This window comes from Brevundimonas sp. T2-11, from assembly GCF_055397675.1.
In genome coordinates this window covers 620,787-647,754 of the sequence record NZ_AP027920.1, presented here as the reverse complement: position 1 = coordinate 647,754, position 26,968 = coordinate 620,787, and the positions used below count along the sequence as shown (strand labels likewise).

General features: G+C 68.4%; 25 protein-coding genes. 16 read left to right on the top strand and 9 right to left on the bottom strand.

Translation table 11 applies throughout. The annotated features are described in order from the left end of the window. The first annotated feature begins 128 nt into the window (after positions 1–128). Complete coding sequence (locus tag ACZ5XO_RS03145) at positions 129–1,439, top strand: PQQ-dependent sugar dehydrogenase (RefSeq protein ID WP_464163873.1); 1,311 nt, start codon at positions 129–131, stop codon at positions 1,437–1,439. A gap of 58 nt (positions 1,440–1,497) precedes the next feature. Here the strand turns inward: ACZ5XO_RS03145 and ACZ5XO_RS03140 are convergent, their stop codons facing one another. After that, positions 1,498–2,049 carry a hypothetical protein gene (locus ACZ5XO_RS03140; RefSeq protein ID WP_464163872.1) on the bottom strand — a complete coding sequence of 184 codons (552 nt, stop codon included), beginning with the start codon at positions 2,047–2,049 and terminating at the stop codon, positions 1,498–1,500. Positions 2,050–2,386: 337 nt separating this feature from the next. Here ACZ5XO_RS03140 and ACZ5XO_RS03135 point away from each other — a divergent pair, with 337 nt between their 5' ends. The 9 genes from ACZ5XO_RS03135 (at position 2,387) to ACZ5XO_RS03095 (ending at position 13,179) form a co-directional block, all read left to right on the top strand. Then, the gene (locus ACZ5XO_RS03135; protein ID WP_464163871.1) at positions 2,387–4,186 is read left to right on the top strand and encodes a long-chain-acyl-CoA synthetase; all 1,800 of its coding nucleotides are present in this window, start codon (positions 2,387–2,389) and stop codon (positions 4,184–4,186) included. A gap of 98 nt (positions 4,187–4,284) precedes the next feature. After that, a complete protein-coding gene (gene motA, locus ACZ5XO_RS03130; RefSeq protein WP_464163870.1) occupies positions 4,285–5,154 on the top strand; it encodes a flagellar motor stator protein MotA in 870 nt (289 codons plus the stop codon). Between the two features lie 94 nt (positions 5,155–5,248). Beyond that, positions 5,249–5,533 (top strand): hypothetical protein, encoded by a 285-nt coding sequence (locus ACZ5XO_RS03125; protein ID WP_464163869.1) that lies wholly within the window; start codon positions 5,249–5,251, stop codon positions 5,531–5,533. A gap of 91 nt (positions 5,534–5,624) precedes the next feature. After that, entirely contained in the window at positions 5,625–5,909 is a 285-nt protein-coding gene (locus ACZ5XO_RS03120; protein WP_464163868.1) for a hypothetical protein, read from the top strand. 187 nt (positions 5,910–6,096) lie between these two features. Continuing rightward, complete coding sequence (locus tag ACZ5XO_RS03115; protein WP_464163867.1) at positions 6,097–6,378, top strand: hypothetical protein; 282 nt, start codon at positions 6,097–6,099, stop codon at positions 6,376–6,378. A gap of 115 nt (positions 6,379–6,493) precedes the next feature. Then, entirely contained in the window at positions 6,494–8,326 is a 1,833-nt protein-coding gene (mnmC, locus tag ACZ5XO_RS03110; protein WP_464163866.1) for a bifunctional tRNA (5-methylaminomethyl-2-thiouridine)(34)-methyltransferase MnmC2/FAD-dependent 5-carboxymethylaminomethyl-2-thiouridine(34) oxidoreductase MnmC1, read from the top strand. Between the two features lie 47 nt (positions 8,327–8,373). Further along, positions 8,374–8,781, top strand: a complete 408-nt coding sequence (locus ACZ5XO_RS03105) for a DUF6491 family protein (protein ID WP_464163865.1) — start codon at positions 8,374–8,376, stop codon at positions 8,779–8,781. 150 nt (positions 8,782–8,931) lie between these two features. Continuing rightward, entirely contained in the window at positions 8,932–10,062 is a 1,131-nt protein-coding gene (locus tag ACZ5XO_RS03100) for an efflux RND transporter periplasmic adaptor subunit (protein ID WP_464163864.1), read from the top strand. Positions 10,063–10,071: 9 nt separating this feature from the next. Then, positions 10,072–13,179, top strand: a complete 3,108-nt coding sequence (locus tag ACZ5XO_RS03095; protein ID WP_464163863.1) for an efflux RND transporter permease subunit — start codon at positions 10,072–10,074, stop codon at positions 13,177–13,179. A gap of 382 nt (positions 13,180–13,561) precedes the next feature. On the opposite strand, the gene ACZ5XO_RS03090 is transcribed toward ACZ5XO_RS03095, so the two are convergent. Then, complete coding sequence (locus ACZ5XO_RS03090; protein WP_464163862.1) at positions 13,562–16,570, bottom strand: TonB-dependent receptor domain-containing protein; 3,009 nt, start codon at positions 16,568–16,570, stop codon at positions 13,562–13,564. A 364-nt stretch (positions 16,571–16,934) separates the two neighbouring features. Here ACZ5XO_RS03090 and uvrB point away from each other — a divergent pair, with 364 nt between their 5' ends. Then, positions 16,935–19,295 (top strand): excinuclease ABC subunit UvrB, encoded by a 2,361-nt coding sequence (uvrB, locus tag ACZ5XO_RS03085; RefSeq protein WP_464163861.1) that lies wholly within the window; start codon positions 16,935–16,937, stop codon positions 19,293–19,295. A gap of 178 nt (positions 19,296–19,473) precedes the next feature. Further along, complete coding sequence (locus ACZ5XO_RS03080; protein ID WP_464163860.1) at positions 19,474–19,803, top strand: hypothetical protein; 330 nt, start codon at positions 19,474–19,476, stop codon at positions 19,801–19,803. A 130-nt stretch (positions 19,804–19,933) separates the two neighbouring features. On the opposite strand, the gene ACZ5XO_RS03075 is transcribed toward ACZ5XO_RS03080, so the two are convergent. The 7 genes from ACZ5XO_RS03075 to ACZ5XO_RS03045 form a co-directional block, all read right to left on the bottom strand. Continuing rightward, entirely contained in the window at positions 19,934–20,221 is a 288-nt protein-coding gene (locus tag ACZ5XO_RS03075; RefSeq protein WP_464163859.1) for a GNAT family N-acetyltransferase, read from the bottom strand. 16 nt (positions 20,222–20,237) lie between these two features. Further along, entirely contained in the window at positions 20,238–20,612 is a 375-nt protein-coding gene (locus tag ACZ5XO_RS03070; RefSeq protein ID WP_464163858.1) for a hypothetical protein, read from the bottom strand. An 8-nt stretch (positions 20,613–20,620) separates the two neighbouring features. After that, positions 20,621–21,001 carry a serine/threonine protein kinase gene (locus ACZ5XO_RS03065; protein ID WP_464163857.1) on the bottom strand — a complete coding sequence of 127 codons (381 nt, stop codon included), beginning with the start codon at positions 20,999–21,001 and terminating at the stop codon, positions 20,621–20,623. Between the two features lie 58 nt (positions 21,002–21,059). Next, positions 21,060–21,449: a dihydroneopterin aldolase gene (gene folB / locus ACZ5XO_RS03060; RefSeq protein WP_464163856.1), complete on the bottom strand. Its 390-nt coding sequence runs from the start codon at positions 21,447–21,449 to the stop codon at positions 21,060–21,062. Beyond that, positions 21,446–21,982: a 6-pyruvoyl trahydropterin synthase family protein gene (locus ACZ5XO_RS03055; RefSeq protein WP_464163855.1), complete on the bottom strand. Its 537-nt coding sequence runs from the start codon at positions 21,980–21,982 to the stop codon at positions 21,446–21,448. Before ACZ5XO_RS03055 ends, folB begins: the two co-directional genes overlap by 4 nt. A gap of 106 nt (positions 21,983–22,088) precedes the next feature. Further along, complete coding sequence (locus ACZ5XO_RS03050) at positions 22,089–22,868, bottom strand: SDR family oxidoreductase (protein ID WP_464163854.1); 780 nt, start codon at positions 22,866–22,868, stop codon at positions 22,089–22,091. Then, the gene (locus ACZ5XO_RS03045; protein WP_464163853.1) at positions 22,869–23,270 is read right to left on the bottom strand and encodes a dihydroneopterin aldolase; all 402 of its coding nucleotides are present in this window, start codon (positions 23,268–23,270) and stop codon (positions 22,869–22,871) included. 154 nt (positions 23,271–23,424) lie between these two features. Between ACZ5XO_RS03045 and ACZ5XO_RS03040 the strand changes: the two genes are divergently transcribed. The 4 genes from ACZ5XO_RS03040 to ACZ5XO_RS03025 are packed head-to-tail and all read left to right on the top strand — an operon-like array spanning position 23,425 to position 26,919. Next, on the top strand, positions 23,425–23,898 hold the full coding sequence (locus tag ACZ5XO_RS03040) for an NUDIX domain-containing protein (RefSeq protein WP_464163852.1): 474 nt from the start codon (positions 23,425–23,427) through the stop codon (positions 23,896–23,898). A 9-nt stretch (positions 23,899–23,907) separates the two neighbouring features. Further along, positions 23,908–24,354, top strand: a complete 447-nt coding sequence (locus tag ACZ5XO_RS03035) for a DMT family transporter (RefSeq protein WP_464163851.1) — start codon at positions 23,908–23,910, stop codon at positions 24,352–24,354. A gap of 16 nt (positions 24,355–24,370) precedes the next feature. Next, positions 24,371–26,260, top strand: coding sequence for an excinuclease ABC subunit UvrC (uvrC, locus tag ACZ5XO_RS03030; protein ID WP_464163850.1), 1,890 nt, complete (start codon positions 24,371–24,373; stop codon positions 26,258–26,260). A 44-nt stretch (positions 26,261–26,304) separates the two neighbouring features. Further along, the gene (locus ACZ5XO_RS03025) at positions 26,305–26,919 is read left to right on the top strand and encodes a carbonic anhydrase (RefSeq protein WP_464163849.1); all 615 of its coding nucleotides are present in this window, start codon (positions 26,305–26,307) and stop codon (positions 26,917–26,919) included. Positions 26,920–26,968 lie beyond the last annotated feature (49 nt).

The window sequence follows — 26,968 nt, the reverse complement described above, 5'->3', positions numbered from 1 at the left end:
CCTCCCCGGCGCAGGTTGCGCAGATAGGCAGCCCTCGCCTTCTGCTCAAGGCCCCGCCCCTCTCCCAATGGGAGAGGGTTTCTGTTCTGGTTCGCGCTATAGTGCCGCCGAACATCAAGGATCGCCTCATGTCCGCACGCCGCATCCTGCCCGCTCTCGCCCTGCTGGCCCTTTGCGGCTGCGAGACCGAGAACGCCCTGCCCGAAAGCGTCGGCTTCGGCGCCAATCCACAGTTGCCCGAAGCCCGCGTCCAGCGCATCCCGACGGTCAGGATCGCCCCCGCCGTCGGCTGGCCCCAGGGCCGCACGCCGGTCCCCGCCCCTGGCCTGTCCGTCAACGCCTTCGCCACCGGCCTGGACCATCCGCGCTGGCTCTACGAACTGCCCAACGGCGACGTCCTGGTCGCCGAGACCAACGCCCCGCCCAAGCCGGAGGGGAACGGAGGCGGCATACGCGGCTGGTTCGAGCGCCGCGTCATGGGCAGGGCGGGCGCGGGCGTCCCCAGCCCTGACCGCATCACCCTGCTGCGTGACGCCGACGGCGACGGCGTGGCTGAGGTGAAGACCGTCTTCCTGTCCGGCCTGACCTCGCCCTTCGGCATGGCCCTGATCGGCGATCGCCTGTTCGTCGCCAACGCCGACGCCGTGGTCGCCGTCCCCTATCAGACCGGCCAGACGCAGATCACGGCGACGCCGGTCAAGGTCGCGGACCTGCCCGCCGGTCGCAACCACCACTGGACCAAGAGCCTGGTCGCCTCGGCGGACGGTTCCAGGCTCTATGTCGGGGTCGGCTCCAACTCCAATGTCGGCGAGAACGGGCTGGATGAAGAGATCGACCGCGCCGCCGTGCTGGAGATCGATCCGGCGACCGGCGCCCGGCGCGTCTTCGCCTCGGGCCTGCGCAATCCGGTCGGCATGGCCTGGAACCCCGAGGACGGCCGCCTGTGGGTCTCGGTCAACGAGCGCGACGAGATCGGCGACGACCTTGTCCCCGACTACATGACCTCGGTCACGCCCGGCGGCTTCTATGGCTGGCCGTGGAGCTATTACGGCCAGACCGTCGATGCGCGGGTCCAGCCGCCCCGCCCCGACATGGTCGCCAGGGCCATCAGGCCCGACTACGCCCTGGGCGCGCACACGGCCTCCCTGGGCCTGACCTTCTATACCGGCGCCCTCATGCCCCAGCGGCGCAACGGGGCCATCGTCGGCCAGCACGGCTCGTGGAACCGCAACCCGCCCGCGGGCTACAAGGTCATCTTCGTTCCCTTCAGCGGCGGCAAGCCCGCAGGTCCGCCGCAGGACGTCCTGACCGGCTTCCGCAACGACAAGGGCGAGGCCATGGGGCGTCCGGTCGGGGTTCTGGGCGTCCGCTCCGGCGCCCTGCTGGTCGCCGACGACGTGGGTGACGTCATCTGGCGCGTGACCCCTTCCGCCCCCTGAGGCCCCAATGAAAAGGCCCGGCGTCAGCCGGGCCTCTCCGTTTGCGCCGTGGCCTTGATCAGTTCAGCGGCGTGATCACGATGGGCGCGGGCGGGGCCGTCGGCGTGACCGGCGCCGCCGGGGTCAAGGCTGTCGGGGCGGTCGCCTGCGGGGCGACCGACAGATAGGGCTGCGGCCCCGTGGGGACGGGCGCCTCCACCACCGGCGTCGGCGCCGGGACTGGGGCGGGCCTGGACGCGGCCGGAGCGGTTCGGGCCGGCGTCGCCCGGCGCTCGACCGGCGCCGCCTCGGACGGGGGAATGGACGGGGCCGTCGCCAGCTCCGCCGGCGTCTCCATCGGAATGGTCGGCGCCGTCAAAGGCGTTGCGGCAGGCGCAACCGGCGCGGCCTCCATCGTCGCCGGCGCCGGCGCCGCGGCTTCCTGCGGCTGCATCAGCATGGCCGCCGCCGCGCCGCCGACCACCAGCACGCCCAGGGGCGCCAGGATCATCCAGGTCTTCACCGGCTTGCTCGACTTGCGGACGTCGCTGCGGGCGTAGACGGGCACATAGGCGTCGCCGTCGACGCGGGCGGCGGCAGGGCGAACCTGATCAGTATAGGTCACGGACATGATGTCTTCTCCTTTGATCGAGGCCCCTCAACCCCGACCAAAAGAGCAAGGTTCCGCGAAAAGCCGCGCCGCCGCGAAGAAACACCACCCCCGCCACAGTTCAGGCGAAAGCGTGATCAAGTCATCAAACTGTCGTTTCTTGCGACCTTCTGTCCTGCAAACCCGGCGGAGGTTGACGTAACGTCGCGCAGCAACCTTACGCGACGTCATCGAAAACGAGGTTCAAGCATCGTATTGACGAAACATTGTGGCGATGCGCGCTTGCGACCTGTTGACCCGCCGCCGTCGCCCGTTCATCACCCTTGAAAGTCATAATTCGGGAAGAGGCGGCGCATCCATGGGTCTGGCAGCGAACATCCGGCGCGATATGAAGTTCGCGGGCGGGCTGTACCGCCTCCTGAAGCGCATCAAGCCCATCACCCTCGACAGCGACGTCCTGGTCTGTGACGACATCGAGGAAGCCGTCGACAAATTCCCCGACAATGTCGCGCTCGAGGACGAGACGCGTCGCCTGACCTATCGCGAACTGGACGCCCTGGCCAACCGCTACGCCCACTGGGCCAAGGCGCGGAACCTGAAGCGCTCGGACGTCATCGCCCTGGTCATGCACAACCGGGTCGAATACCTGGCCGCCTGGTTCGGCTTCTCCAAGGTCGGGGTGGCCACGGCCCTGATCAACACCAACCTGACGGGCCAGGCCCTGGCCCACTGCCTGACCATCTCCAACGCCTTCAACGTGGTGACGGACCAGGACTGCTGGCGCGCGGTGGAGGAAGCCCGCCCCTTCGTCGATCGCAACCTGATGAGCTGGGTCCACGGCCTGGCCGACGAGGACGAGAGCAACGACCGTCGCGACATCGACAACGCCGTGCGCAGCGCCTCCTCGGTGCGCCCCGACAAGAGCCTGCGCAGCGGCCTGACCAACCGCGACACAGCCCTGTTCATCTTCACCTCGGGCACGACCGGCCTGCCCAAGGCCGCGCGCATCCCCCATTCGCGCGCCCGCACCTATATGCGCGCCTTCGCCGGGGCCACGGCCTCGACGACCAAGGACGCCCTCTACAACTGCCTGCCGCTCTATCACTCGACCGGGGGCCTGGTCGGGGTCGGCTCGATCCTGCTGAACGGCGGGCGGATGATCATTCGCCGCCGCTTCTCCTCGACCCATTTCTGGCCCGATGTGAAGACGTCCGGCGCCACCATGTTCGTCTATATCGGCGAGCTGTGCCGCTATCTGGTCAACTGCCCGCCCAATGAGGACGAGCGCGCCCACAAGCTGCGCCTGGCCTTTGGCAACGGCCTGCGCCCCGACGTCTGGACCGAGTTCCAGTCGCGCTTCGGCATCAAGGACATCATGGAGTTCTACGGCTCCACCGAGGGCAACGTCTCCCTGTTCAACTTCGACGGCAAGGCCGGCGCCATCGGCCGCGTGCCCAGCTATCTGAAGTCGCAGATCAACATCCGCCTGATCGCCCTGGATCCGGAAACGGGCGAGCCGCTGCGCCGTTCGGACGGCCTGTGCCAGCTGGTCTCCATCGGCGAGACCGGCGAGGCCATCGGCCAGATCGCCTCGGACATCCGTCACGACTTCTCGGGCTACGCCGACAAGAAGGCCTCGGAGAAAAAGATCCTCACCGACGTCTTCAAGAAGGGCGACCGCTGGTTCCGCACCGGCGACCTGATGCGTCAGGACCGCGAGGGCTATTTCTACTTCATGGACCGCCTGGGCGACACCTACCGCTGGAAGGGCGAGAACGTCTCGACCGCCGAGGTCGAGCAGCGCCTGCATGACGCCCCGGGCGTGCAGGAAGTCATCGCCTATGGCGTCGCCGTCCCCGGTCAGGAAGGCAAGGCCGGCATGGCCGCCCTGGTGCTGGAGGGCAAGTTCGATCCCGCCGCCTTCGCCGCCTACGCCGACGAGCAGCTGCCGCCCTACGCCCGCCCGGTCTTCCTGCGCCTGATGAAGTCGGCCGAGACCACCGGCACCTTCAAATACCGCAAGGTCGATCTGGTCGCCGACGGCTTCGACGCGGCCAAGGTCGACGGCGCCGTCTATGTGCGCGGCGGCAAGGCCGGCTATCAGAAGCTGACCGCCAAGGCCTATGAGGCCATCCTCGACGGCACGACGCGGCTGTGAGTTTGCGTCCCGAACCGGGATTCGTGAAACTCGCCCTTAAGCATTAACGCCGATAACGGGCGTCCTGAGTTTTCTCCCGCAGGACGTCCGACCGCCCCATGTTCCAGATTATCGGCATTGTCCTGCTGTTCGCCATGGTGTTCGGCAGCTACGTTCTGGCGGGCGGCAAGTTCGGCGTCATCATGCACGCCCTGCCGCACGAGTTCATGGCCATCGGCGGCGCGGGCGTCGCCGCCTTCCTGATCTCCAACAGCCTGCCGGTCATCAAGAGTTCGCTGGGCGGCCTGGGCAAGACCTTCGCCGGGCCCAAGTGGAAGAAGCAGGACTACAAGGACCTGCTCAGCCTGCTGTTCCAGCTGACCAAGACGATGAAGTCCAAGGGCGTGATCGCCCTGGAGAGCCACATCGAGAAGCCGGCCGAAAGCACCATCTTCCAGAAGTACCCCAAGGTGCTGAAGGATCACTTCGCCACCGACTTCATCTGCGACACCCTGCGGATGATGACCATGAACCTCGAGGATCCGCATCAGATCGAGGACGCCATGGAAAAGCAGCTGGAGAAGCACCACCACGAAGCCCTGGCCCCGGCCCACGCCCTGCAGAACCTGGCCGACGGCCTGCCCGCTCTGGGCATCGTCGCCGCCGTTCTGGGCATCGTGAAGACCATGGGTTCGATCACCGAGCCGCCGGAAGTCCTGGGCGGCATGATCGGCGGCGCCCTGGTCGGCACCTTCCTGGGCGTCTTCCTGGCCTATGGCCTGGTCGGCCCCTTCGCCGCGCGCCTCAACGCGATCATCGAAGAGGAAGGCGCCTACTACAAGATCATCCAGTCGGTCCTGGTCGCCCACCTGCACGGCAACGCCGCCCAGATCTCGGTCGAGATCGGCCGTGGCGACATCCCCTCGACGGCCCAGCCCTCCTTCACCGAGATGGAAGAAGCCCTGGCCGCCGCCCCGACGGACGCCTGATCCGTCGCACGGATCCGTCCGCCGACGGGAACACGGGTCGCTCACGACGGTTCTCCCGGGGTCACGTTCGCGTGCGCCCATTCAGGAGACCCGCATGAAAGCCCTGCCCTCCCTGTTGTTCGGCGCCGGCGTCGCGCTCGCGCTGGCGGCCTGCAACGACTCCCCCGCGCCCGACTCGCCGCCTCCGACGACGGCCGCCGCCCCGTCTTCGGCGTCCGACGACTCCATGCCGCCGGCGCCTGACTCCGCCGCGCCCCCGCCGGGCGAAGGCGTCGCGCCGCCTGCATCACCTCCGGCGCAGACGCCGCCGACCCTGCCCGAGGACCGGCCGCCGACCGATCCGATGGATCCGACCGCCCGCCCGATCCCCCCGGCCTGACATCGGACTTGTCGAACCCCGTAATCTCGCGTTACGCCTAGAGATGGCGGGATGGTCCCGCCGAAATTCTGAAATCCAAGGGGCTTTAGTCATGACCATCCGTCGCCTGATGATCGTCGCAGCCGGGCTCTCCGCCCTGTCGCTGGCCGCCTGCCAGCAACCGGCCGAGAAGACCGAAGAAGCCGCCGTCGCTGCGGACGCCGCCGCCGCCACGGCCTCCGACGCCGCCGCCACGGCCGCTGACGCCGCGTCGTCCGCTGCGGGCGCCGCCACCGACGCCGCCGCCTCGGCCGGCGCCGCCACGGAAAAGGCCGCTGACGCCGCGGCCGCCGCCGCAGCCCCCGCACCGGCCGCCCCGGCGCCCGCCGCTCACTAAAAAAATCGGCCTTCCAAAGACCGGTTCAAGGCCGCCCCGACTGGCGTTGGGGCGGCCTTCGCATGCCGCAGATAACGAGACTTCACGAACCCGTGAGAATTTCGCTTGCGGATTCGCTCACGATCCCGTTATCTCCATCCCAGCGAGGGTTCATGATCTCGCTTTTACCTTCTGAAGGACAACAACTATGCGCATCACCGCTCTGATCGCCGCTTCGGCCGCCGCTCTGGCCCTGGCTGCTTGCCAACCGGCCGCCACCGACAAGGCTGAAGACGCCGCCGCCGACGCCACCGACGCCGCCGCCACCGCCACGGACGCCGCCGCCACCGCCGACGCCGCCGCCACCGACGCCGCCGCCGCTGCTGGCGAAGCCGCCACGGCTGCTGCCGCCGCTCCGGCTGCTGACGCCGCTGCTGCTCCGGCCGCTGACGCCGCCGCTGCTCCGGCCGCTCCGGCTGCCGCTCACTAAGACTTACGTCTTGGATCGCGGCCTTCGGGTCGCGATGCGGAAAGGGGTCGTCTTCGGACGGCCCCTTTTTTCGTGCCCGCTATCCAGCCCGGGGCCGGACCGCTAAAGCCCCCGCATGGCCGACGAACTGCCCGACCCTGATCTTGACGACGCCTCGCCCCGACTGGTCTGGGCCGACGACGGCTCGCCCCGCTCCGGTCGATTCGGCGACGTCTACTTCTCGAAAGACGACGGCCTGGCCGAGACCCGCGCCGTCTTCCTCGAAGGCTGCGGCCTCCCCGAAGCCTGGGCCGGACGCGCCGACTTCACCGTCGCCGAACTGGGCTTCGGCACCGGCCTGAACATCGTGGCCCTGCTGGACCTGTGGCGACGCGCCCGTCCCGCGCACGGCCGCCTGCATGTCTTCTCCGTCGAAGGCTTTCCCCTGACTCGCGACGAAGCCGCCCGCGCTCTCGCCGCCTGGCCCGAATTGGCCGAGACCGCCGAGGCCCTGCTGGCCGTCTGGCCCGTCGGGACGCCGGGCTTCCATCGTCTCGATCTGCCGCAATGGGGCGCCGTGATCGACCTGGCCGTCGGCGACGCCGAATGGGCGCTCGGTCAGTGGTCCGGCCCTGCCGACGCCTGGTTCCTCGACGGCTTCTCCCCCGCGCTCAACCCCGGCATGTGGTCGCCCGAGATCATGGCCCTGATCGCCGCCCGTTCCGCCCCCGGCGCGCGGATCGCCACCTTCACCGTCGCGGGCGCCGTGCGGCGCGGCCTGGCCGAACACGGCTTCGTCGTCGAAAAGAGGCCGGGGCACGGCCGCAAGCGCGAGCGGCTGGAAGCCCGCCTGCCCTCCCCGCCGTCAGAAGCCCGACCTCAACCCCATGTCGCCGTCGTCGGCGCCGGTATCGCCGGGGCCTCGGTCGCCCGCGCCCTGATCGCCGGGGGCGCCCGCGTCACCATCGTCGAGGCCGAACACCCCGGCGCCGGCGGTTCCGGCTTTCCCGCCGCCCTGGTCACGCCGCGTCTCGACGCCGGCGACGCCCTGATCGCCGGTTTCCACGCCCAGGCCCTGGAGCGGGCCCGCATCCTCTACAGCGCCCTGCCCGAGGCCGTGATCGCTGAAGGCGTGCTGCAGCTGGAACAGGCGCCGCGCGACGCCGTCCGCTTCGACAAGGTCGCCGCCCAGGATCTGTGGCCGGCCGGCGCCATGAGCCGTCTCGACGCCGCCGCCGCAGCCGGGCGCCTCGGCGAACCCGTCCAGGCCGGCGGCCTGCTGATGTCCGGCGCGATGGCCCTGCGCCCCTCGGCGGCGCTCACGCCCTGGCTGGCCGGCGCCGCGCACGTCGCCGCCCGGATCGCGCGCCTTCTGCCCGATGAAGGCGGGTGGCGGCTCATCGACGCGGACGACCGCCAGATCCTTCAGGCGGACGCCGTGGTCCTGTGCGCCGGATGGGGCGTCGCGGCTCTCGCTCCCGACCTGCCACTCGCCCCGGTCGCCGGCCAGGCGGACTGGGTCGAAGGCCCGTCCGCGTCCCCCGTCGCCTGGGGCGGCTACGCCGTGCCGACCGGCGCCGGCCTGCTGTTCGGCGCCACCCATGACCGTGGCCGGACCGACCGGACGCCGGACGCCGAAGCCTCCGCGCGAAACCTGGCGGCCCTCGCCGCCGCCTTGCCTGACCTGGCCGCGCGCGTGGGCCTGGCCGGCCGGCCCCGCAGCCGCAAGGCCGTGCGCGCCACGACGCCGGATCGCCTGCCCGTCGCCGGGCCGCTGTCGGCGCCCGGGCTCTATGTCCTGGGCGGCCTGGGTTCGCGCGGATTCTGCGTCGCCCCGCTGCTGGCCGAGCACCTGGCCGCCGTGATTCTGGACCAGCCCTCGCCCCTGCCCAGAGACTTCGCCCGCAGACTGGCGCCGACGCGTTTCCCGCCGCAACCAAAGGCCGACGATCCGGCTTATACAGCCTAGGTTCATCTGGGCGCGCTAGGCACGGCTCAGGCTCCCTGGAGGTCACCATGTCCCGCCCCGTCCTGTTCCTGCTCGCCGCCGTCGGCGCCCTGTCCGCCTGCGCCCCCGTGGCCGCCCCGACCGCGGCCCCCCCCGCCTCGCCGTCCGGAAGCAGCCGCCAGTGCTTCTACGCCGACCAGGTCGACAACTTCCGCGGCGACAACCAGACCCTCTACATTCGCGGTCGGAACAAGGACGTGTTCGAGCTCCAGACGCTCGGTTACTGCTCCGATATCGACTTCGCCCTGGGCATCGCCTTCGTGCCGGACGCGGGCATGAACCGTCTCTGCACAGGCGACATGACCCGTATCGGCATCGCCGGCGGCGGCTCGCCGCGAACCCCCTGCCGGGTTCAGGTGGTCAAGAAGCTGAGCGAGGCCGAGATCGAGGCCCTGCCGGCGCGAAACCGTCCCTGAGGCTCTGGATTACTTCGCGGTAATCCTGGCGTGCGAGGTTTGAGAAGGCTTCGCTGAAACGCTAAGACGTCAGCCGAGCATAACTGCGTTCCGGCGCCGGACAGAAGGTTCGCGCCGCCCTGCCCCGACCCTTTCAAAGGATCCTCGCACGTGGCGAAAACCCTTCGTACCCCGGCCCTCCTTCTGGCGGCCGCCGTCGCCCTGACCCTGTCGGCTTGCGGCAGCCACGGCGACGACAAGTCCAAGGCCGGTGAAAAGCCCGGCGCCTCGCGCCAGACCGTCAGCGTCGCCACCGCCGTCGAGCAGGCCCTGCCCCGCGTCATCGTGGCCTCGGGCACCGTCTCCGCCTGGGAAGAAGTGCCGGTCGGCGCCGAGACCGGCGGCCTGACCGCCGTCGGCGTCTATGTCGATGAAGGCTCCTATGTTCGTCAGGGTCAGACCCTAGTGAAGCTGAACGACGCCCTGCTCCAGGCCCAGTTGCGCCAGCAACAGGCGGGCGTTCAGACCGCCGAGGCCAACGCCGCCCGCGACGACGCGGCGCTGGGCCGCGCCCAGGAGCTGAAAGAGCGTGGCTTCCTCAGCCAGGCCTCGCTGGATACGGCCCTGGCCAACCAGCGCGCCTCCCAGGCCAACCTGGCCTCGGCCCGCGCCTCGCTGTCGGAAACCCGCACCCGCCTGGCCCAGAGCGAGATCAAGGCCCCCGTCTCGGGCCTGATCATCAGCCGCAGCGTCACCAAGGGCCAGATCGTCTCGGCCGGAACCGAGCTGTTCCGCATGGTCCGCGACGGCCGTCTGGAGCTGGACGCCCAGGTGCCCGAGACCGACCTGCCCGCCCTGCGCGCCGGCCAGACCGCCAACATCACCTCGAACGAGGGCGTGCCCACCAGCGGCACCATCCGCATCGTCACGCCCGAGGTCGACGCCCAGACCCGCCTGGGCCTGGCCCGCATCACCCTGTCGCCCGGCAGCGGCCTGAAGCCGGGCATGTTCGCCCGCGCCTCGATCAACGCCGGGGCCCAGCCGACGACCGTGGTGCCCACGGGCGCCGTCCTCTATCGCAACAACAAGTCGGGCGTCTTCGTCCTGGACGCCCAGGCGGCGGCCCACTTCCGCCCGGTGACGGTCCTGTCGCGCCGCGACGAGCAGACCTCGGTCAGCGGCATCGAACCCGGCGTCCGCGTCGTCGTCCAGGGCGCAGGCTTCCTCAACGAGGGCGATCGCGTGACCATCGCCGCCGCTCCGGCCGCCGCCCCCGCCGCCGCTGCTCCGGCCGCGAAGTAAGGCCCGGCCATGAACAACATCTCCTCCTGGGCCATCAAGAACCCCATCCCGATCATCCTGCTGTTCGTCCTGCTGACGCTCAGCGGCGTGACCGGCTTCCTGGGGATGCGGATCAACAACAACCCCGACATCGACTTCCCCCTGGTCGCCGTCACCGCCGCCCGCCCCGGCGCGGCCCCGGCCGAGATGGAGGTTCAGGTCACCCGGGTGATCGAGGATTCGATCGCCGGCCTGTCGGGCGTGCGCCACATCTATTCCAACGTCACCGACGGGGTGTCCTCGACCACCATCGAGTTCGAACTGGGCACCGACACCGAGCGCGCCACCAACGACGTGCGCAACGCCATGAGCGGCGTGCGCGGCTCCCTGCCCCAGGACATGCAGGAGCCGACGGTCCAGCGCATCGACATCACCGGCGACGCCCTGATCACCTATGTGGTCCGCTCCCCGACCATGACGCCGGAACAGATCAGCTGGTTCATCGACAACGAGATGAGCCGCGCCCTGCTGGCGCTCGGCGGCGTCGGCGAGGTCAACCGCTCGGGCGGCGTGGACCGCGAGATTCGCGTCGAACTGGACCCTCAGCGTCTCTCGGCCTACGGCGTCACCGCCGCCCAGGTCAGCCAAGCCCTGACCAACGTCAACAACAACCTGCCCGGCGGCCGCGTCACCGTGGCCGGATCCGAGCGCGCGGTCCGCACCCTGGGCGCCGCCGGCTCGGTCGCGCAGCTGCGTGAGACCCTGGTCCCTGTCGGCGACGGCAAGAGCGTCCGTCTGGGCGACCTCGGCGCCGTCGTGGACAAGTGGGGCGAACCCCGTCGTCTGGCCCGCTACAACGGTCAGGAGGCCGTGACCTTCAACTTCCTGCGCTCGCGCGAGGCCAGCGAGGTCAAGGTCGCCGAAAAGGTTCGCGCCGAGGTCGAGAAGATCGACGAGGCCCACCCCGAGCTGACCATCGAACAGGTCACCTCCAGCGTGAAATACATCGAGGAGAGCTACCTCGCCTCGCTGGAAGCCCTGCTTCTGGGCGCCGTTCTGGCCGTCATCGTCGTCTTCATCTTCCTGCGCGACTGGCGCGCGACCCTGATCGCGGCCACGGCCATGCCGATGTCGCTGATCCCGACCTTCGCCCTGCTGGGGCCGATGGATCAGTCGCTGAACGTCGTGACCCTGCTGGCCCTGTCGCTGACCATCGGCATCCTGGTCGATGACGCCATCGTCGAGATCGAGAACATCGTCCGCCACATGCGCGACGGCAAACCGCCCTATGACGCCGCCTTCGAGGCCGCCGACGAGATCGGTCTGGCCGTCGTGGCCACGACCGGCACCATCATCGCCGTCTTCGCGCCCGTCGGCTTCATGCCCGGCATCATTGGCCAGTTCTTCAAGGCCTTCGCCCTGGCCGCCTGCATCAGCGTCTTCTTCTCCCTGGTGGTGGCGCGGACCCTGACGCCCCTGATGGCCGCCTACCTGCTCAAGCACACCAAGCATGAGGACAAGGATCCCTTCTGGATGGGCGGCTATCTGAAGGCCCTGCACTGGTGCCTCGGCAACCGCTGGAAGGTCTTCGTCCTCGGCGCCGTCTTCCTGTTCGGCTCGATCGGCCTGTCGATCGTGGCCAGGATGTCGTTCGAGTTCATGTCGCCCGGCGACGAAGGCCGCGCCGCCTTCCAGATCGAACTGCCCCCCGGCTCGACCCTGCGCCAGACCGACACGGTCGTGCAGCAGGTCACGCAGAAGCTCAACGCCCGGCCCGAGGTCACCTCGGTCTACGCCGCCATCGGCGGCCAGGACGTGGGTCAGGCCAATGTCTACGCCGACCTGACGCCCAAGGGCGAGCGGGCGCTCAGCCAGCAGGCCTTCCAGCGCGTCCTGGTCGACGAGTTGAAGCAGATCCCCGGCGCCCGCATCCGCGCCGGCATCGCCCAGCAAGGCGGCGGTCCCGGCGACGGCACCAGCTATACCTTCTCCATCCTCGGCGACGACCCCGTCACCCTGGAAGCCGCGGCCCGCAAGGTCGAGGAAGAGATGCGCGGCGTGAAGGGCCTGGCCAATATCGTCAATACGGCCGCCATCGCCCGCCCGGAAATCCTGGTCACCCCGCGTCCTGACGAGGCCGCCCTCCTGGGCGTTTCGGCCGGCTCCATCTCCCAGGCCGTGCGGGTCGCCACGATCGGCGACATCGAGCAGAACCTGCCCAAGTACAACCTGGGCGACCGTCAGATTCCGATCCGGCTGCAACTGACCGAAGCCGCCCGCGAGGACCTGAACGTCCTGGAAAGCCTGCGCGTCCCGACCGCCTCCGGCGCCTCGGTCCCGCTCAGCGCCGTCGCCGACATCGAGTTCGGCGCCGGTCCCGCCACCGTCAGCCGCCAGGACCGTTCGCGCATCGCCTCGATCACGGCCGAACTGGACGGCATCACCACGGGCGCCGCCGGTCAGGCGGTCAACCGCCTGCCCTCGGTCAAGAACCTGCCGGCCGGCGTGCGTCAGGTGCCGGCGGGCGACGCCGAGTTCATCCAGGAAATGCTGGTCGGCTTCGGCATCGCCTTCATCTCCGGCATCCTGCTGATGTATGCGGTCCTGACCCTGCTGTTCAAAAGCTTCGCCTATCCGGTCACCATCATGGCGGCCCTGCCCCTGGCCATCGGCGGCGCCTTCATCGGCCTGGTGATCGGCGGCAAGAGCTTCTCCATGTCGGCCCTGATCGGGGTGCTGATGCTGATGGGGATCGCGGCCAAGAACTCCATCCTTCTGGTGGACTACATCATCATCGCCGAGAAGGAGGGCGGCCTGAGCCGCCGCGAAGCCATCATGGACGCCGCCCACAAGCGGGCCCGCCCCATCCTGATGACCACCTTCGCCATGGGGGCGGGCATGGTGCCCATCGCCATGGGCATCGGCGCCGACGTCGAGTTCCGCTCGCCCATGGCCATCGCCGTCCTGGGCGGCCTGATCTCCTCGACCTTCCTGTCCCTGCTCTACATCCCGGCCATCTTCACCATCGTCGACGACATCGCCGGCTTCGGTCGCCGGATGCTGGGCCGGATGTTCGCCGGCCAGCGCCGACTGGCGGACGGCACCCGTCCCGGCGAGGTCGCGCCCCTTCAGGACTGATCGGGCCGCACGCAGAAATGACCAAACCCCGGAGCCCGTGCTCCGGGGTTTTTCCTGGTCGCGACCGCAGCAGAAGCTGCGCCCCCTCCCGCCGATGAAGGCGAGCGGGAAGCGGTCGTCCACGACATGACCGACCCCGCGCGTGGGGAGACGCCCGTGCCTGAGGCGCTGCGCCGCACACGGCGACCTCCCCCCGCGCTCCTCCCGTGAGCGGCCTGCTGAACTGCTGCTGAAAGGCCGGCGGAAGAGGTCTGCCCGGCCCTTCCCACCCCGGCGTCACGACTTCCCCCGCCCCTCTTCAGGGCCGGACGCACGCCAGACGCAGAAAGGGCGGCGGACCGAAGTCCGCCGCCCTTCCCTCAACCTGAAATCAGGTCGGACCTTAGAAGGCCTTCGACAGGTTCACGAAGGCCGTGCGGCCCAGGTAGTCGTAGCCCGAGTACAGCGGGGCGTTGCCGACCCGGTTGTTGTAGCCCGACGAAATAGTCGGCGGCTCTTCGTTCCACAGGTTGCGAACGCCGGCCGTGACCGTCCAGCCTTCACCCGTGTACTGCACCGAAGCGTTGTGCAGGTAGTAGTCGCTGACCTCGAGGTCGAACTGGCTCGTGGCCGGGTCCTGACGACGATAGGCGTAGTCCGACGTGCCCTGGATCCACTCGACGCCGTAGCGCACGCGCCACTGATCCCAGGCGTAGGAGACGTCAGCCGTACCGGTGAACTCCGGGTTGTTCAGACGGCCCTTGTATTCAACCAGCGGGTCTTCAGCGAACAGCTTGTTCGAGATTTCCGTGTACTGGGTGATGGCCAGGTTGAACAGCGCCGTGCCCGGACCGACGTCCTTGCGGTAGCGAGCGGTGTAGTCCAGGCCCTTGACGATGTCGGTGGCCAGGTTGACGTAGCCGTTCTGGACCGTGAGCGTCTTGTCGTTGGCGTCACGCGTCACCAGCGAGCAGAAGCCGACGTCGGCGGCGAAGTCAGCCGTGTTCGAGTCGTAGCAGCGTTCCAGGATGTTGGCTGCGCCGTACTGGGCCACACCGTTCTTCACTTCGATTTCGTAGTAATCGACTGCGAAGGCGAAGTCGCCCCAGCCCTCAGGCAGGGTCGGCTTCAGCACCAGACCGACCGTCATGTTGGTCGAGGTTTCAGCAGCCAGGCCGGCTTCAGCGCCGCCCTGGGTGATGACCGCGACGCTCGACTTCTGCTGGAAGTCGGGGGACACGCCGTCAACCGCGCAGTTGGCGATGAGGGTCGGCGTAGCCGTAGCCGGATCGACTTCGCTGCAGGGGTCGAAGCTGGCCGACTGGAAGCCCGAGGTCGCACCGACGAACTGCTCGAACAGCGCCGGGGCGCGGTACGAGGTGCCGTAGGTGGCGCGGAACGTCAGCATGTCGATCGGCTGGTAGACCAGACCCACCTTGTAGGTCGTGTCGTCGCCGTACGAGTCATAGTCCGTGTAGCGGAACGAGGCGTTGACCGTCAGTTCGCGAGCGAACGGAGCGTCGCGCAGCAGCGGAGCTTCGACTTCACCGAAGACTTCCCACACCGAGTCCGAACCGCGGGTGATCGCCGAGGTCGAGTAGTTGTAGGTGTTGCTGTTCTGCGAATCGAGACCCGGGGTGTCGTCGATTTCCGCATCACGCCATTCGGCGCCGAAGAAGCCCATCACCTTGCCAGCCGGCAGGTCGAACAGCGGACCGTCGATGCCGAGGCTGACGATCTTCTCTTCATAGATGGTCACGCCGGTGACGGGACGGAAGACGTAGTCGACCCAGGCCTGCGGCAGGACGCCGCCGATGACTTGCGTGCTCAGCTTCGGCGCGGCGACGCAGCCCGGGTTCGAAGCCAGTTCACGGCACTGGAACTGACCCGGCGAGGTTTCGACGACGTCCAGGCTTTCGACCAGACGGTTCGTCAGGAACTGCTCGCTCGTGTATTCCGAACGCGAACGCGAGTAGCTGGCCGACATGTCATAGCGCCATTCCGGGATGAAGAAGTCACCCTTGATGCCGACGACGTTGCGGTTAAACAGCTGCTCTTGACGCGAGTGGTCGTTGCCGAAGCCGATGAAGGCGCGGACGCCGATGTCCTGGCCCTTGTTCAGGCCTTGGTCGCCCGAGAAGGTGCTGAAGGCGAGGTCCGTCGGGATCAGCGGGCTGCCCTTGGCGTAGTCCAGGGCCAGCTGACGGTAACCCGTCTGCGACGACTTGCGGCTGTTGACCAGGAATTCGCCGTAGACTTCGGCGTTGCCCAGAGCGTTCAGCTGATAGCCGGCTTCACCGTAGATGGTGGCGATCTCGACCGGCGAGATCAGCGAACGGTTCAGCATGCGGTCGTCGAAGGTGTCGCGCACGTTGACGTTCACGCCCGTGCCGCCAACGCCTTCATAGCCGGCCATCGGGCCGGTGACGCCCGAGTTCGGACGGAAGCGGTTGAACAGGACGTTCGGAGCGCCGGCGGCGGGGGTGCCCGCAACGCTGGAGAAGATGCGGTTGCCGTCGCCGTCCAGGCCGCCGTCGATGCTGACGCCGATCGTGTTGATCGAGGTGCCGTTCGAGCCGGTGCCGGTGATCGGATAGCACTTCGACTTGCCGGTCAGCGGGTCGATGAAGTCGCGGCTCACGCCGGCGGCGGTCGGACGGCGGCCGTCCGTCTGGCACTCGGTGAACTCACGGTCGCGCAGGGTCAGTTCGTCGCGGTTGTAGAGTTCCAGCGAACCGGCGGCCCGCCAGCGGTCGCCACGGGCGCCGGCCACGACCGAGAAGCGGTCCGAACCGCCTGCGCCGTTGGCGTCGAGGGGCTCGTTGTGCTGACCTTCGACGATCAGGCCTTCGAAGTTCTTGCGGGTCTGGATGTTGACCACGCCGGCCACGGCGTCCGAGCCGTACACCGACGAGGCGCCGTCGCGCAGGACTTCGACGCGGTCGATCATGGCCGTCGGCAGGACATTCAGGTCAGCCGAGCCGACCGAGCCGCGCGAACCGGCGGGCGAGACGCGACGGCCGTTCAGCAGCACCAGGGTGCGGCTCGGGCCCATGCCGCGCAGGCCGATGGTGTTGGCGCCGGGGCCGCCGTTGGTGACGTAGCCGCCGTAGGAGTTGTTGATCTGCGCCGTACCGCCGGTGACAGCCGTGCTCTGCAGGGCTTCCGTGGTCGAGGCGAAGCCTTGCAGGGTGGCTTCTTCACGCGTCACGACCTGGGTCGGCGACGGGGCGTTGAAGTTGTCGCGACGAATGCGCGAACCGACGACGACGACTTCGTCGACCGTCGAAGCGGCTTCCTGGCCGTTTGCGTCCTGAGCGAACGCGGCTCCCGGTGCGAGCAGGGTCAACGACAGTGCGGCGGCGCCGGCCACCATCGTCGTGCCCAGCAGGTAGTCTTTACGAGTGCTCATATGCCTCTGTGTACCTGTGAATATTGAACAGCAGACCCGACGCTCATTGAACGCCGTTTCGTATACCAATGTTCGACTCTACGTTTCTTGGTTGCTCCAGCGCTATGCAAACCGCCACATCAGGGCAACCAAATTATTGCGACAAAGCGACGTTCGGCGAAAAAGTGCGTCATTTTTGACGCCAATAGACCAGTTTCACACCATAATTTTCCGCTTTATGGCGAGAAATAGTCATTTCTAGTCGGCATTGTGGCGATATTCGACGAGATTACGGCGAAGCTTGAGCCGAACCGGGGCGGATCGCCCGGACGCGCGATCGGACGCCCTATGGCGTCATCGGCCCGCGCGCACTACCTTGACGTTCATGGCTCGTTCTCCTTCGACACCGCCCCCCAAGCCCGTTCACGTGCCCGGCCAGAGCGCCGCCCAGAGCGCAGGGATGCAGGAGATGGCCGCGCCCTTCGTCCACGACGCGCCGCGCGGCCGCGGCGGCAAGGCCATGCCGATGTTCGCCCCCGTCGCCGGCCCGCGCCTGACGCCGGAGATTCCGCCCGCCGCCCCGGCCGACTGGGTCCCCCACCGCCCCTCGCGCGAGGGCGCGAAAAAGGGCGGCCGCTTCCGGCTGGAGACGAAATACACCCCCGCCGGCGACCAGCCCGCCGCCATCGCCGAACTGTCCGCCATGGCCGAGGCCGGCGAGCGCGATCAGGTCCTGCTGGGCGTCACCGGCTCGGGCAAGACCTTCACCATGGCCAAGGTCATCGAACAGACCCAGCGCCCGGCCCTGATCCTGGCCCACAACAAGACGCTCGCCGCCCAGCTCTATTCCGAGTTCAAGGCCTTCTTCCCCGACAATGCGGTCGAGTATTTCGTCAGCTACTACGACTACTACCAGCCCGAGGCCTACGTCCCGCGCACCGACACCTACATCGAGAAGGACAGCTCGATTAACGAGCAGATCGACCGGATGCGCCACGCGGCCACCCGCGCCATCCTGGAACGCGACGACGTCATCGTGGTCGCCTCGGTTTCCTGCATCTACGGCATCGGCTCGGTCGAGACCTATACCGCCATGACCTTCTCCCTGAAGGTCGGCGACGTCATCGACGAGGCCAAGCTGCGCGCCGACCTCATCGCCCTGCAGTACAAGCGCAACGACCTGAATTTCGAACGCGGCATGTTCCGCAAGCGCGGCGACGTGCTGGAGATCTTCCCCGTCCACATGGAGGACCGCGCCTGGCGCATCCAGCTGTTCGGCGACGAGCTGGAGTCGATCCAGGAGTTCGACCCCCTGACCGGCAAGAAGACCGCCGAGCTGGACGAGGTCACCGTCTACGCCGCCAGCCACTATGTCACCCCGCGCCCGTCGCTGAACCAGGCCATCACCGGCATCAAGGAGGAGCTGAAGGAGACGCTCGCCTGGATGAACGAGAACGGCAAGCTGCTGGAGGCCCAGCGCCTCGAACAGCGCGTCCGCTTCGATCTGGAGATGATGGAGGCCACCGGCTCCTGCGCCGGCATCGAGAACTACAGCCGCTGGCTGACCGGCCGCGCGCCGGGCGAGCCCCCGCCCACCTTCTTCGAATACATCCCCGACAACGCCCTGCTGTTCGTCGACGAGAGCCACGTCACTGTCGGCCAGATCGGCGCCATGTTCAAAGGCGACTACAGTCGCAAATCCACCCTGGCCGAGTACGGCTTCCGTCTGCCCTCCGCCATAGACAACCGCCCGCTGAAGTTCGACGAATGGGACGCCATGCGGCCCCAGACGGTCCACGTCTCCGCCACCCCCGGCAGTTGGGAGATGGAGCGCACCGGCGGCGTCTTCGTGGAACAGGTCATCCGCCCCACCGGCCTGATCGATCCGCCGGTCGAGATCCGCCCCGTCTCCGGCGCCACCCGCAACCAGGTCGACGACGTCATCGACGAGGTCAAGGCCACCACCCGCAACGGCTACCGCTCCCTGGTCACCACCCTGACCAAGAAGATGGCCGAGGACCTGACCGAGTACATGCACGAGCAGGGCGTGAAGGTCCGCTACATGCACTCCGACGTCGACACCCTGGAACGCATCGAGATTCTGCGCGATCTGCGCCTCGGCGCCTTCGACGTCCTGATCGGCATCAACCTGCTGCGCGAGGGCCTCGACATCCCCGAGTGCGGCCTGGTCGCCATCCTCGACGCGGACAAGGAGGGCTTCCTGCGTTCGGAAACCTCCCTGATCCAGACCATCGGCCGCGCCGCGCGCAACGTCGACGGCCGCGTCATCCTCTACGCCGACAAGATGACCGGCTCGATGGAGCGCGCCATCGCCGAGACCAACCGCCGCCGCGACAAGCAGCAGGCCTACAACCTCGAACACGGCATCACGCCCGAAAGCGTCAAGCGCGACATCAAGGACATCCTGGAGAGCCCCTACGAGTCCCGCGACCTCGACCAACTGACCCGCCCCGGCGTCGCCGAGGCGGCCAAGCCCTTCCTCGGCTCCAACTTCCAGGCCGCCCTCAAGGACCTCGAAGGCCGCATGCGCGACGCCGCCGCCAACCTCGAGTTCGAGGAAGCCGCCCGCCTGCGCGACGAGATCAAGCGCATGAAGCTCCTCGACCTCGAATTCGCCAACGAAGCCCTCACCGGCGCCGGCGAAGAGGTCGACAAGTCAGCCCCCAAACGCTGGCGCAAGGAAGCGGCGGCCGAGAAGGCGGAGGCGTTCAGGAAGGGGCGGTAAACGCGACCGTCGCCTTCCAGCACAAGCGCGATGCGGCGGACGCCTGCGGCAAGGGGCCGCCCTTCATCCCCGATTCATGATGCGTCGGTGCAACATGGGCCGCCTGCCTCAAGCTTGGCCGCAAATCGATTGCGACCTTGCGGCGAAAATGCGGCATGGTGCGTTACGGAGATACGCGATGACCAAATCGAGCAACCCCGACAACGAGGCCCGCGCCAACCTGCGCGTCGTCTCTTCGCCTGAGGCCGAGGTCTATGACCTGATGCGTGCGCCCGAGACGACCGCCGAGCGCGTCAAACGCCTCCAGGCCGAGGCGCGCGCCCTGGCGCTCGAACAGGTCGAGGCTCTGGAAGAGGTCCTGCTCAAGGCCGCCGACATGGCGCGCGAGATCGCCGACGGCGGCGACGCCTATCCGGTCGGCGCCCGCGAACTGGCCCACCGCCTAGTCCAGGACCTGCCCGCCAAGGCCGAAACCATGAAGGCCATCATCGCCAAGAGCCATCCATGATGGCTGAAGGGCGCTAACGCTCGGCTCGCGGAGCCTCGCTGCCTGAGCGCGTCGCCTCTCACTGTTCAGGCGTGCGCGAAGCGCCAGGCCGCGTCGGGTCGGGAGGTCCCGAAGGGCCGACGACCGCGGCCTAACCAAGAATGTCTGCGTACTCGGGATGGCGCTTCAACCACGCCACCGCATAGCTGCAGTGCGGGATCAGGGTCAGCTTCTGGGCCCGGGCGTGCTCGGCCAGGGCCTGCATGAACCTTCCCGCCGCGCCAGAGCCGCGCAGGGCCGGATGGGCCTCGACGTGCAGGATGACGCGGGCGTGGCCGCGCACCGCATATTCGGCCCAGACGGGATGCTCCTGCCCGTCGGCGTCGGCGAACTCCTGCTGGAAGCGGCGGTCGGCGGGCTGGTCGCGAAAGGCGGTCACGGAAAGGCTCCTGAAGTCAGGCCGGCCGGTCGTTCAGCAGGGCCAGCAGACCAAGAACGCTTTTGACCGTGAACCAGATCGACACCAGCAGCAAAAGAAGTCCGAACAGCAGCAGGAAGGGAATGCCGATCAGCAGAACAGAGGCCACGGCGCTGACCGCGATCAGGCCCCACAGCACGACGCTGACCCAGAAGACCGACCAGAACAGGCTGATCTGCGCCTCGATATGCTGGGCCGCCAGCCCCGTCGCCGAACCCCGGCAGGCATAGGCCACGATCAGGCCCGCCAGGACCAGCAGGTTCGCGCTGGGGATCGACAGGATATAGAGGATCCAGGCCAGAACGGCCCCGTCTCGACCATTGCCGCGCGCCTCGGAAATCTGATCGGTCATGACAGGCCTCAGTAGAACAGACGCAGCGGATGGCGGATCGGGCGGCCTTCCAGCAGATCCTTCAGGCCCAGGGCGCCGCGCACGATGGTCCACACCGACATGACAAACAGGACGAAGACGCCCACGTTGATCAGGATCAGCACCACCCCGCCGATGATGGCGGCGACGGCCGCCAACAGGGTCCGCTGCTGGAAGATGAAGTGGCTGCGCGCCACCGGATCGGCAGGCGGCGCCTTGCGCCAGACCCGCAGCAGGCCGATCGCCGCCGCCACGCCGAAAGTCGGCACGGCGAACAGGATCAGGGCATAGCCGACATAAAGACTGGTCAGGTCGCTGGTCTGGCCGGACGGGGCCGCGCTGTTGCTGCTGTAATCGCCGGACTGGACCATCGGAACCTCTTGAACGACGCGGGACAATGGCGGGACGCAACGCCCCGCGCAACCGGCCTCAGCGCGAATAGGCGACTTCGCAGCCGGCCGCCGCCGCGCCGGGGATGGCGCCGGGCTTCTCGACCCGGACCTTGACCGCCAGGACGCGATGGTCCTCCAGACAGGCTAGGGCGACGCGCTCGGCGAAGGTCTCGACCAGGGCGATGTGCTCGCCGGCCGCCAGTTCGCGGGCGATCCGGGCCACGCCCTCATAGTCCAGGGTGTCGGACAGGGCGCGGATCGGGGCGGCGCCGAGGTCCAGCTCGACGTCCACGAACAGGGGCTGCAGCCGGCCATGCTCGTGCGCGTGAACCCCGATGGCGGCCTGAACCTCCAGACCGCGCACCAGCACGGTCAGGCCCAGACGGCGCGGCTCGGCGGACGGCAAGGGCGTAACGACGGCGCTCACGACCAGGTCTCCGGCGGCAGAAGGTCATTGATGCTGAAATCGGCCCGGTCGCACCAGTCGCCCAGCTTCCACGCCCGCTCGGCCTCGGTCAGGCCGCGCGTCAGGACGGTATTGGTCGGCGTCTCCTCGATAGCCAGTTCTGCCAGACGGAAGGGCAGGCCCTCGGCCTTGAGGATGGCTTCCAGCTTGCGCCACAGGGCGATGACCAGGGCCTCGGTCGTGGGGTCGCCGTCGATGGTCAGGACCTGGTTCAGCCGCTGCGGCTCATGCGTCTGGAACCAGGCCAGAAGCGGGTCGGCCCGGTTCAGCTGGAAGGCGTGGTCCAGGCTGCGGTCAACGAAACCGTGCCAGCGCCGCTTCAGGTTCTCGAAGGATGCGGCGTGGTTCGACTGGCCAAAGGCGATCTCGGCCGTCGGCTCCAGCGTCACCTTGACGAACTCGTTGTGCCCGTGCGGCACGGCGCACTTCGACCCCGCATCGGCGATCAGCCGGTGCGCCATCGAGAAGCGGCGGGTGAACTGGACGGCAGGCATCAGGGGCAAGGGTTCCGAAAACGCAGTCGCCCCATATAGGCGCCGCGAAGGGTTCGCGCATCAACACCCTGACGACGGCGAAGTAAAGGCGGGTCCAGGAACAGCGTCAGGGAACCGGAATCCCGTCAAAGGCGACGTCCCGCCCCCGGCCGATCAGGGTCTCGCCCCCGTCGATGGTCAGGTTCTGCCCGGTCAGGCTGGGCGTCTCGAGGATGAAGCGCACGGTGCGGGCCACATCCTCCAACGAGGCCCCTCGCCCCAGCGGCGTATCGCGCCACGCCGCTTCGTATTCGGCTTCAGTCTGCTCGCCGCTACGCAGGATCAGGCCGGGCGAGACGCCGCACAGCCGGACACGGGGGGCCAGCCCCATGGCCAGGGTCCGCGTCAGCCCCGCCAGCCCCACCTTGCCCGCCGTATAGGCGAAGAAGTCCGGGTTCGGGCTATCCACCTTGTGATCCAGGATGTTGACCACCACCCCCTGCCCGTCCGCCGCCTCGACCGCCCGGGCGAAGTCGCGGATCAGGAAGACCGGCGCAGTCAGGTTCGACGCCAGATGCTCGCCCCACGACGCCTCGGTCAGGGTCGACAGGGTGTCATAGCGGAACAGGGAGGCGTTGTTGATCAGGGCGTCGATCTGCCCGAAATGGCCGACGACCCGGTCGATCAGTCCGTCGCGCTCGGTCGCTTGGTTCAGGTCCGCGGCGAAGGCCGCCGCCCGCACGCCCAGACCGGTCAGTTCGGCGACCAGAGCTGCCGCCTCGTCGGCCCCGCCGCGATGGTGGACGGCCACGTCCCAGCCCGCCTCGGCCAGCGTTCGCGCGATCCCGGCGCCGACGCGCCGCGCGGCCCCGGTGATCAGCACCGTCTTGTTCAGGGGCTCGCCCATTCAGCCCGGCCTGCGACGGAAGATTTCCACGCCCGCGCCGGCGGCTTCGGGGAAGATGTGCGGCTTGGTGATCCGCACCCGGCAGGCCTCGACCGGCGGCAGATTGAAGCAGACGCCGATCAGTTCCTCGGCCAGGGTCTCCAGCAGCTCGACATGATCACGTCCGCGCCAACCGGAAATGTGATCGCGCACCCGGTCGTAGTCGATGAAACCGCCTTGCGCCAAAGGCCAGACGGCGAACATCTCGACATTGACGATCAGCCGCGTGGGGCGCTCGGAATGCCGCTCCCACGGGTGCAGGCCGATGCGCACATCGACCGCCACATCCGACAACAGGACGCGGACATGGTCCCCGGCGTGGCGCCAGTCGAACCCGCCCGCGCCGGCGGCGGATTCAGTCAACCCGGCCGAACTCGTAGAAGTTCACGGCGGCGATGACGGCGATGAAGGCGAAGATGATGGCGATGGCCAGCATGGGAAGGCTCCTGTTCAAAGCTTCGCATAGAGGCACAGGCGCGACTGTTCAAGCCGCCGCCGCCCGGCCTATCGTCGCCCCATGACCACATGGCGCACCCGAATCGAGCCCTTCACCCGCCCCATCTTCTTCGCCTGGTCACGGATGAACCGGGGCATGACCCTGGGCGTGCGCGGCGTGGCGGTCGATAGCGAAGGCCGGGTGCTGCTGGTCAAGCACACCTATCTGCACGGCTGGTGGCTGCCCGGTGGCGGGGTGGACCGGGGCGAGACGACCCAGGCCGCCGTGGTCCGCGAACTGCGCGAAGAGGCGGGGCTGATCGCCAAGGGCGAACCGCGCCTGATCTCGGTCCATTCCAACGAGCGCTTCTTTCCCGGCGATCACGTCCTGGTCTTCGCCATCGACGCCTTCGACCTGACCGAGCGCACCAGCCACGGCGAGATCGCCGAGATCGGCTGGTTCGCCCCCGACGCCCTGCCCGAGGATACGACCCGCGCCACCCGCGACCGCCTGGCCGAGGTCTTCGGCGGCGCGCCCGCCGATCCGAACTGGTAGGGTCCGCCCATGCAGACACCGATCCTCGTCTTCCTGACCCTGCTGCTGGCGGGCGCCGCCACGGCCTTGCAGGGCCCGACCAACGCCAAGCTGGTCACGGCGGTCGGCTCGCCGCTGAACGCCGCCTTCGTCTCCTTCGCCGTCGGCACGGTGGCCCTGGGCGTCTTGGCCATGATCCTGCAGGCGCGGCCCGACGTCGGGGCGATGAAGGCCCTGCCCTGGTGGGCGTGGATGGGCGGGCTCTACGGCTGCGCCTTCGTGGTCTCCGCCGCCTGGGGCGTGCCCCGCCTGGGCGTGGCGACCACCATCACCGTCATGATCGCGGGCCAGCTTCTGCTCAGTCTGGCGCTGGACCACTTCGGCGCCCTGGGGGTCGAGAAGCAGCCGCTGAGCCTGGGCCGGATCGTCGGCGTGGCCCTGGTGATCGGCGGCGTGGTTCTGGTTCGCCGTTCCTGAGCCTATATCCGCCCCGATGACCGACGAGACGATAGACACCGCCGCGACCGAGGACCTGCCGCTTCAGGCGACCGCCCTGATCGCCGACGAGGCGCGCCGCGCCCCCGACAAGCCCGGCGTCTATCGCATGTACGGCGAGGACGGCGACTGCCTCTATGTCGGCAAGGCCAAGTCGCTGAAGAAGCGCATCGTCCAGTATGCGCAGGGCCGTTTCCACACCCAGCGCATCGGCCTGATGGTGTCGCTGACCCGCTCGATGGAGCTGGTGGTCACCACCACCGAGACCGAGGCCCTGATCCTCGAGGCCGGCTACATCAAGCGGCTGAAACCCCGCTTCAATGTCCTGCTGAAGGACGACAAGTCCTTCGCCGAGATCATGATCCGGCGCGACCATCGCGCGCCCCAGGTGAGGAAGCATCGCGGGGCCCACACCACGCCTGGCGCCTATTTCGGCCCCTTCGCCTCGACCTGGGCGGTGAACCGGACGCTGAACACCCTGCAGAAGGCCTTTCTGCTGCGGACCTGCTCCGACAGCGTTTATGAGACCCGCACCCGGCCCTGCATGCTGCATCAGATCAAGCGCTGCTCGGCGCCCTGCACCGGCCTGATTTCGCTGGAGGACTACGGCGATCTGGTGAAGGAGGCCGAGGCCTTTCTGCGCGGCAAGTCGCGCGCCGTCATCGCCCGCCTGTCCGCCGAAATGCAGACGGCCTCCGACGAGATGGAGTTCGAACACGCCGCCCGGGTGCGCGACCGCATCCGCGCCCTGTCGGCCATCGCCATGGAATCAGGCCTCAACGCCGAGGGGGTCGGCGACGCCGAGGCCGACGTCTTCGCCCTGCATTCCGAGGGCGGTCAGGCCTGCGTCCAGGTCTTCTTCTATCGCGCGGGCCAGAACTGGGGCGGGCGCGCCTACTTCCCGCGCATCGACAGGTCGGACACCGATCCCGAGATCCTCGGCGCCTTCCTGGCCCAGTTCTACGAGGACAAGCCGATCCCGCGTCAGATCCTGTCCAACGTGCGCCCGCACGAGCTGGAGCTGCTGCAGGAGGCCTTCACCCTGAAATCGGGACGCAAGGTCGAGATCGCCCGTCCCCAGCGCGGCGAGAAGCTGGCCGTCGTGGACTACGCCCTGACCAACGCCCGCGAGGCCCTGGGCCGCAAGCTGGCCGAGAACTCGGCCACCTCGAAAATCCTCGACGAGGTCTGCGAGGCCTTCGGTCTGGACGCCCGGCCCGAGCGGATCGAGGTCTATGACAACGCCCACATCCAGGGGACCAATGCGGTCGGCGGCATGATCGTCGCGGGGCCCGAGGGCTTCCGCAAGAACCAGTACCGCAAGTTCAACATCCGCGGCGAAGACCTGACCCCCGGCGACGACTACGGCATGATGCGAGAGGTCATGCGCCGTCGCTTCGGCAAGATGGTCAAGGACGAGGAGGCCGGCGAGGTCGTCGAGCGCCCCGACCTGCTGCTGATCGACGGCGGCGCGGGCCAGCTGGCCGAGGTGCTGGCGGTTCTGGCCGATCTGGGCGTCGACGACATCACCGCCGTCGGCGTGGCCAAGGGGCCGGACCGGGACGCGGGCAAGGAGCATTTCTTCATGCCCGGCAAGCCGCCCTTCATGCTGCCGATGAAGAGCCCGGCCCTCTATTACATCCAGCGACTGCGCGACGAGGCCCACCGCTTCGCCAACGGCGCCCACGCCAAGCGCCGCTCGATGGACATCACAAAGAACCCGCTGGACGAGATCGAAGGCGTCGGCCCCTCGCGCAAGAAGGCCCTGCTGCACGCCTTCGGCTCGGCCAAGGGGGTGTCGCGCGCCTCGGTCGCCGACCTGGTCAAGGTCCCCGGCGTCAATCAGGCCCTGGCCGAGCGCATCCACGGCTTCTTCCATAAGTCCTGATCAGGACTTGAGCCGGAAACCGCTGCGGGTCTAGGAAGGCGTTCATGACCAATGAACTGATCAAGGGCTATCACCGCTTCCGCCAGAACCGGTGGCCGTCCGAACGCGCCGAATACGAGGCCCTGGCCACGAACGGTCAGAAGCCGCACACCCTGGTCGTGGCCTGTTCCGACAGCCGCGCCGACCCGGCCCTGATCTTCGACACCGCGCCGGGCGAGCTGTTCGTGGTGCGCAACGTCGCCAACCTGGTCCCGCCCTATGAGCCGGACGGCAAGCTGCACGGCGTCTCGGCGGCGCTGGAGTTCGGCGTCAACGTGCTGAAGGTGCAGCACGTGGTGGTCATGGGCCACGCCTCGTGCGGCGGGGTCAACGCCATGCGCAACGGCGCCCCGTCCAACTGCCAGGACTTCGTCGCCCCCTGGGTCGCCCAGGGCGTGCCCGCCGTCAGCGCCGCCCTCGAAGGCGTGCCCGCTGACGAGCAGGAGACGGTGGCCGAAGAGGCCGTGGTGCGCCTGTCGCTGGACAACCTGCGCACCTTCCCCTGGATCGCCGAGAAGGAAGCCGCGGGCGAGCTGCGCCTCAGCGGCCTGCACTTCGGCATCGCCGCCGGCCTCCTGACCAAGCTGACGGGCGCCAGGCGTTTCGAACGCCTGGACTGAACCTCGGCCGAGGGCGACAGGTCGTCGCCCTCGCATCCAGCCGCGAACC

Excerpts from the sequence above, each read along its gene's own strand:
- ACZ5XO_RS03145 (WP_464163873.1), top strand. The coding sequence starts at position 129 with ATGTCCGCACGCCGCATCCTGCCCGCTCTCGCCCTGCTGGCCCTTTGC.
- ACZ5XO_RS03140 (WP_464163872.1), bottom strand. The coding sequence starts at position 2,049 with ATGTCCGTGACCTATACTGATCAGGTTCGCCCTGCCGCCGCCCGCGTC.
- ACZ5XO_RS03135 (WP_464163871.1), top strand. The coding sequence starts at position 2,387 with ATGGGTCTGGCAGCGAACATCCGGCGCGATATGAAGTTCGCGGGCGGG.
- motA (WP_464163870.1), top strand. The coding sequence starts at position 4,285 with ATGTTCCAGATTATCGGCATTGTCCTGCTGTTCGCCATGGTGTTCGGC.
- ACZ5XO_RS03125 (WP_464163869.1), top strand. The coding sequence starts at position 5,249 with ATGAAAGCCCTGCCCTCCCTGTTGTTCGGCGCCGGCGTCGCGCTCGCG.
- ACZ5XO_RS03120 (WP_464163868.1), top strand. The coding sequence starts at position 5,625 with ATGACCATCCGTCGCCTGATGATCGTCGCAGCCGGGCTCTCCGCCCTG.
- ACZ5XO_RS03115 (WP_464163867.1), top strand. The coding sequence starts at position 6,097 with ATGCGCATCACCGCTCTGATCGCCGCTTCGGCCGCCGCTCTGGCCCTG.
- mnmC (WP_464163866.1), top strand. The coding sequence starts at position 6,494 with ATGGCCGACGAACTGCCCGACCCTGATCTTGACGACGCCTCGCCCCGA.
- ACZ5XO_RS03105 (WP_464163865.1), top strand. The coding sequence starts at position 8,374 with ATGTCCCGCCCCGTCCTGTTCCTGCTCGCCGCCGTCGGCGCCCTGTCC.
- ACZ5XO_RS03095 (WP_464163863.1), top strand. The coding sequence starts at position 10,072 with ATGAACAACATCTCCTCCTGGGCCATCAAGAACCCCATCCCGATCATC.
- ACZ5XO_RS03090 (WP_464163862.1), bottom strand. The coding sequence starts at position 16,570 with ATGAGCACTCGTAAAGACTACCTGCTGGGCACGACGATGGTGGCCGGC.
- uvrB (WP_464163861.1), top strand. The coding sequence starts at position 16,935 with ATGGCTCGTTCTCCTTCGACACCGCCCCCCAAGCCCGTTCACGTGCCC.
- ACZ5XO_RS03080 (WP_464163860.1), top strand. The coding sequence starts at position 19,474 with ATGACCAAATCGAGCAACCCCGACAACGAGGCCCGCGCCAACCTGCGC.
- ACZ5XO_RS03070 (WP_464163858.1), bottom strand. The coding sequence starts at position 20,612 with ATGACCGATCAGATTTCCGAGGCGCGCGGCAATGGTCGAGACGGGGCC.
- ACZ5XO_RS03065 (WP_464163857.1), bottom strand. The coding sequence starts at position 21,001 with ATGGTCCAGTCCGGCGATTACAGCAGCAACAGCGCGGCCCCGTCCGGC.
- ACZ5XO_RS03055 (WP_464163855.1), bottom strand. The coding sequence starts at position 21,982 with ATGCCTGCCGTCCAGTTCACCCGCCGCTTCTCGATGGCGCACCGGCTG.
- ACZ5XO_RS03050 (WP_464163854.1), bottom strand. The coding sequence starts at position 22,868 with ATGGGCGAGCCCCTGAACAAGACGGTGCTGATCACCGGGGCCGCGCGG.
- ACZ5XO_RS03040 (WP_464163852.1), top strand. The coding sequence starts at position 23,425 with ATGACCACATGGCGCACCCGAATCGAGCCCTTCACCCGCCCCATCTTC.
- ACZ5XO_RS03035 (WP_464163851.1), top strand. The coding sequence starts at position 23,908 with ATGCAGACACCGATCCTCGTCTTCCTGACCCTGCTGCTGGCGGGCGCC.
- uvrC (WP_464163850.1), top strand. The coding sequence starts at position 24,371 with ATGACCGACGAGACGATAGACACCGCCGCGACCGAGGACCTGCCGCTT.
- ACZ5XO_RS03025 (WP_464163849.1), top strand. The coding sequence starts at position 26,305 with ATGACCAATGAACTGATCAAGGGCTATCACCGCTTCCGCCAGAACCGG.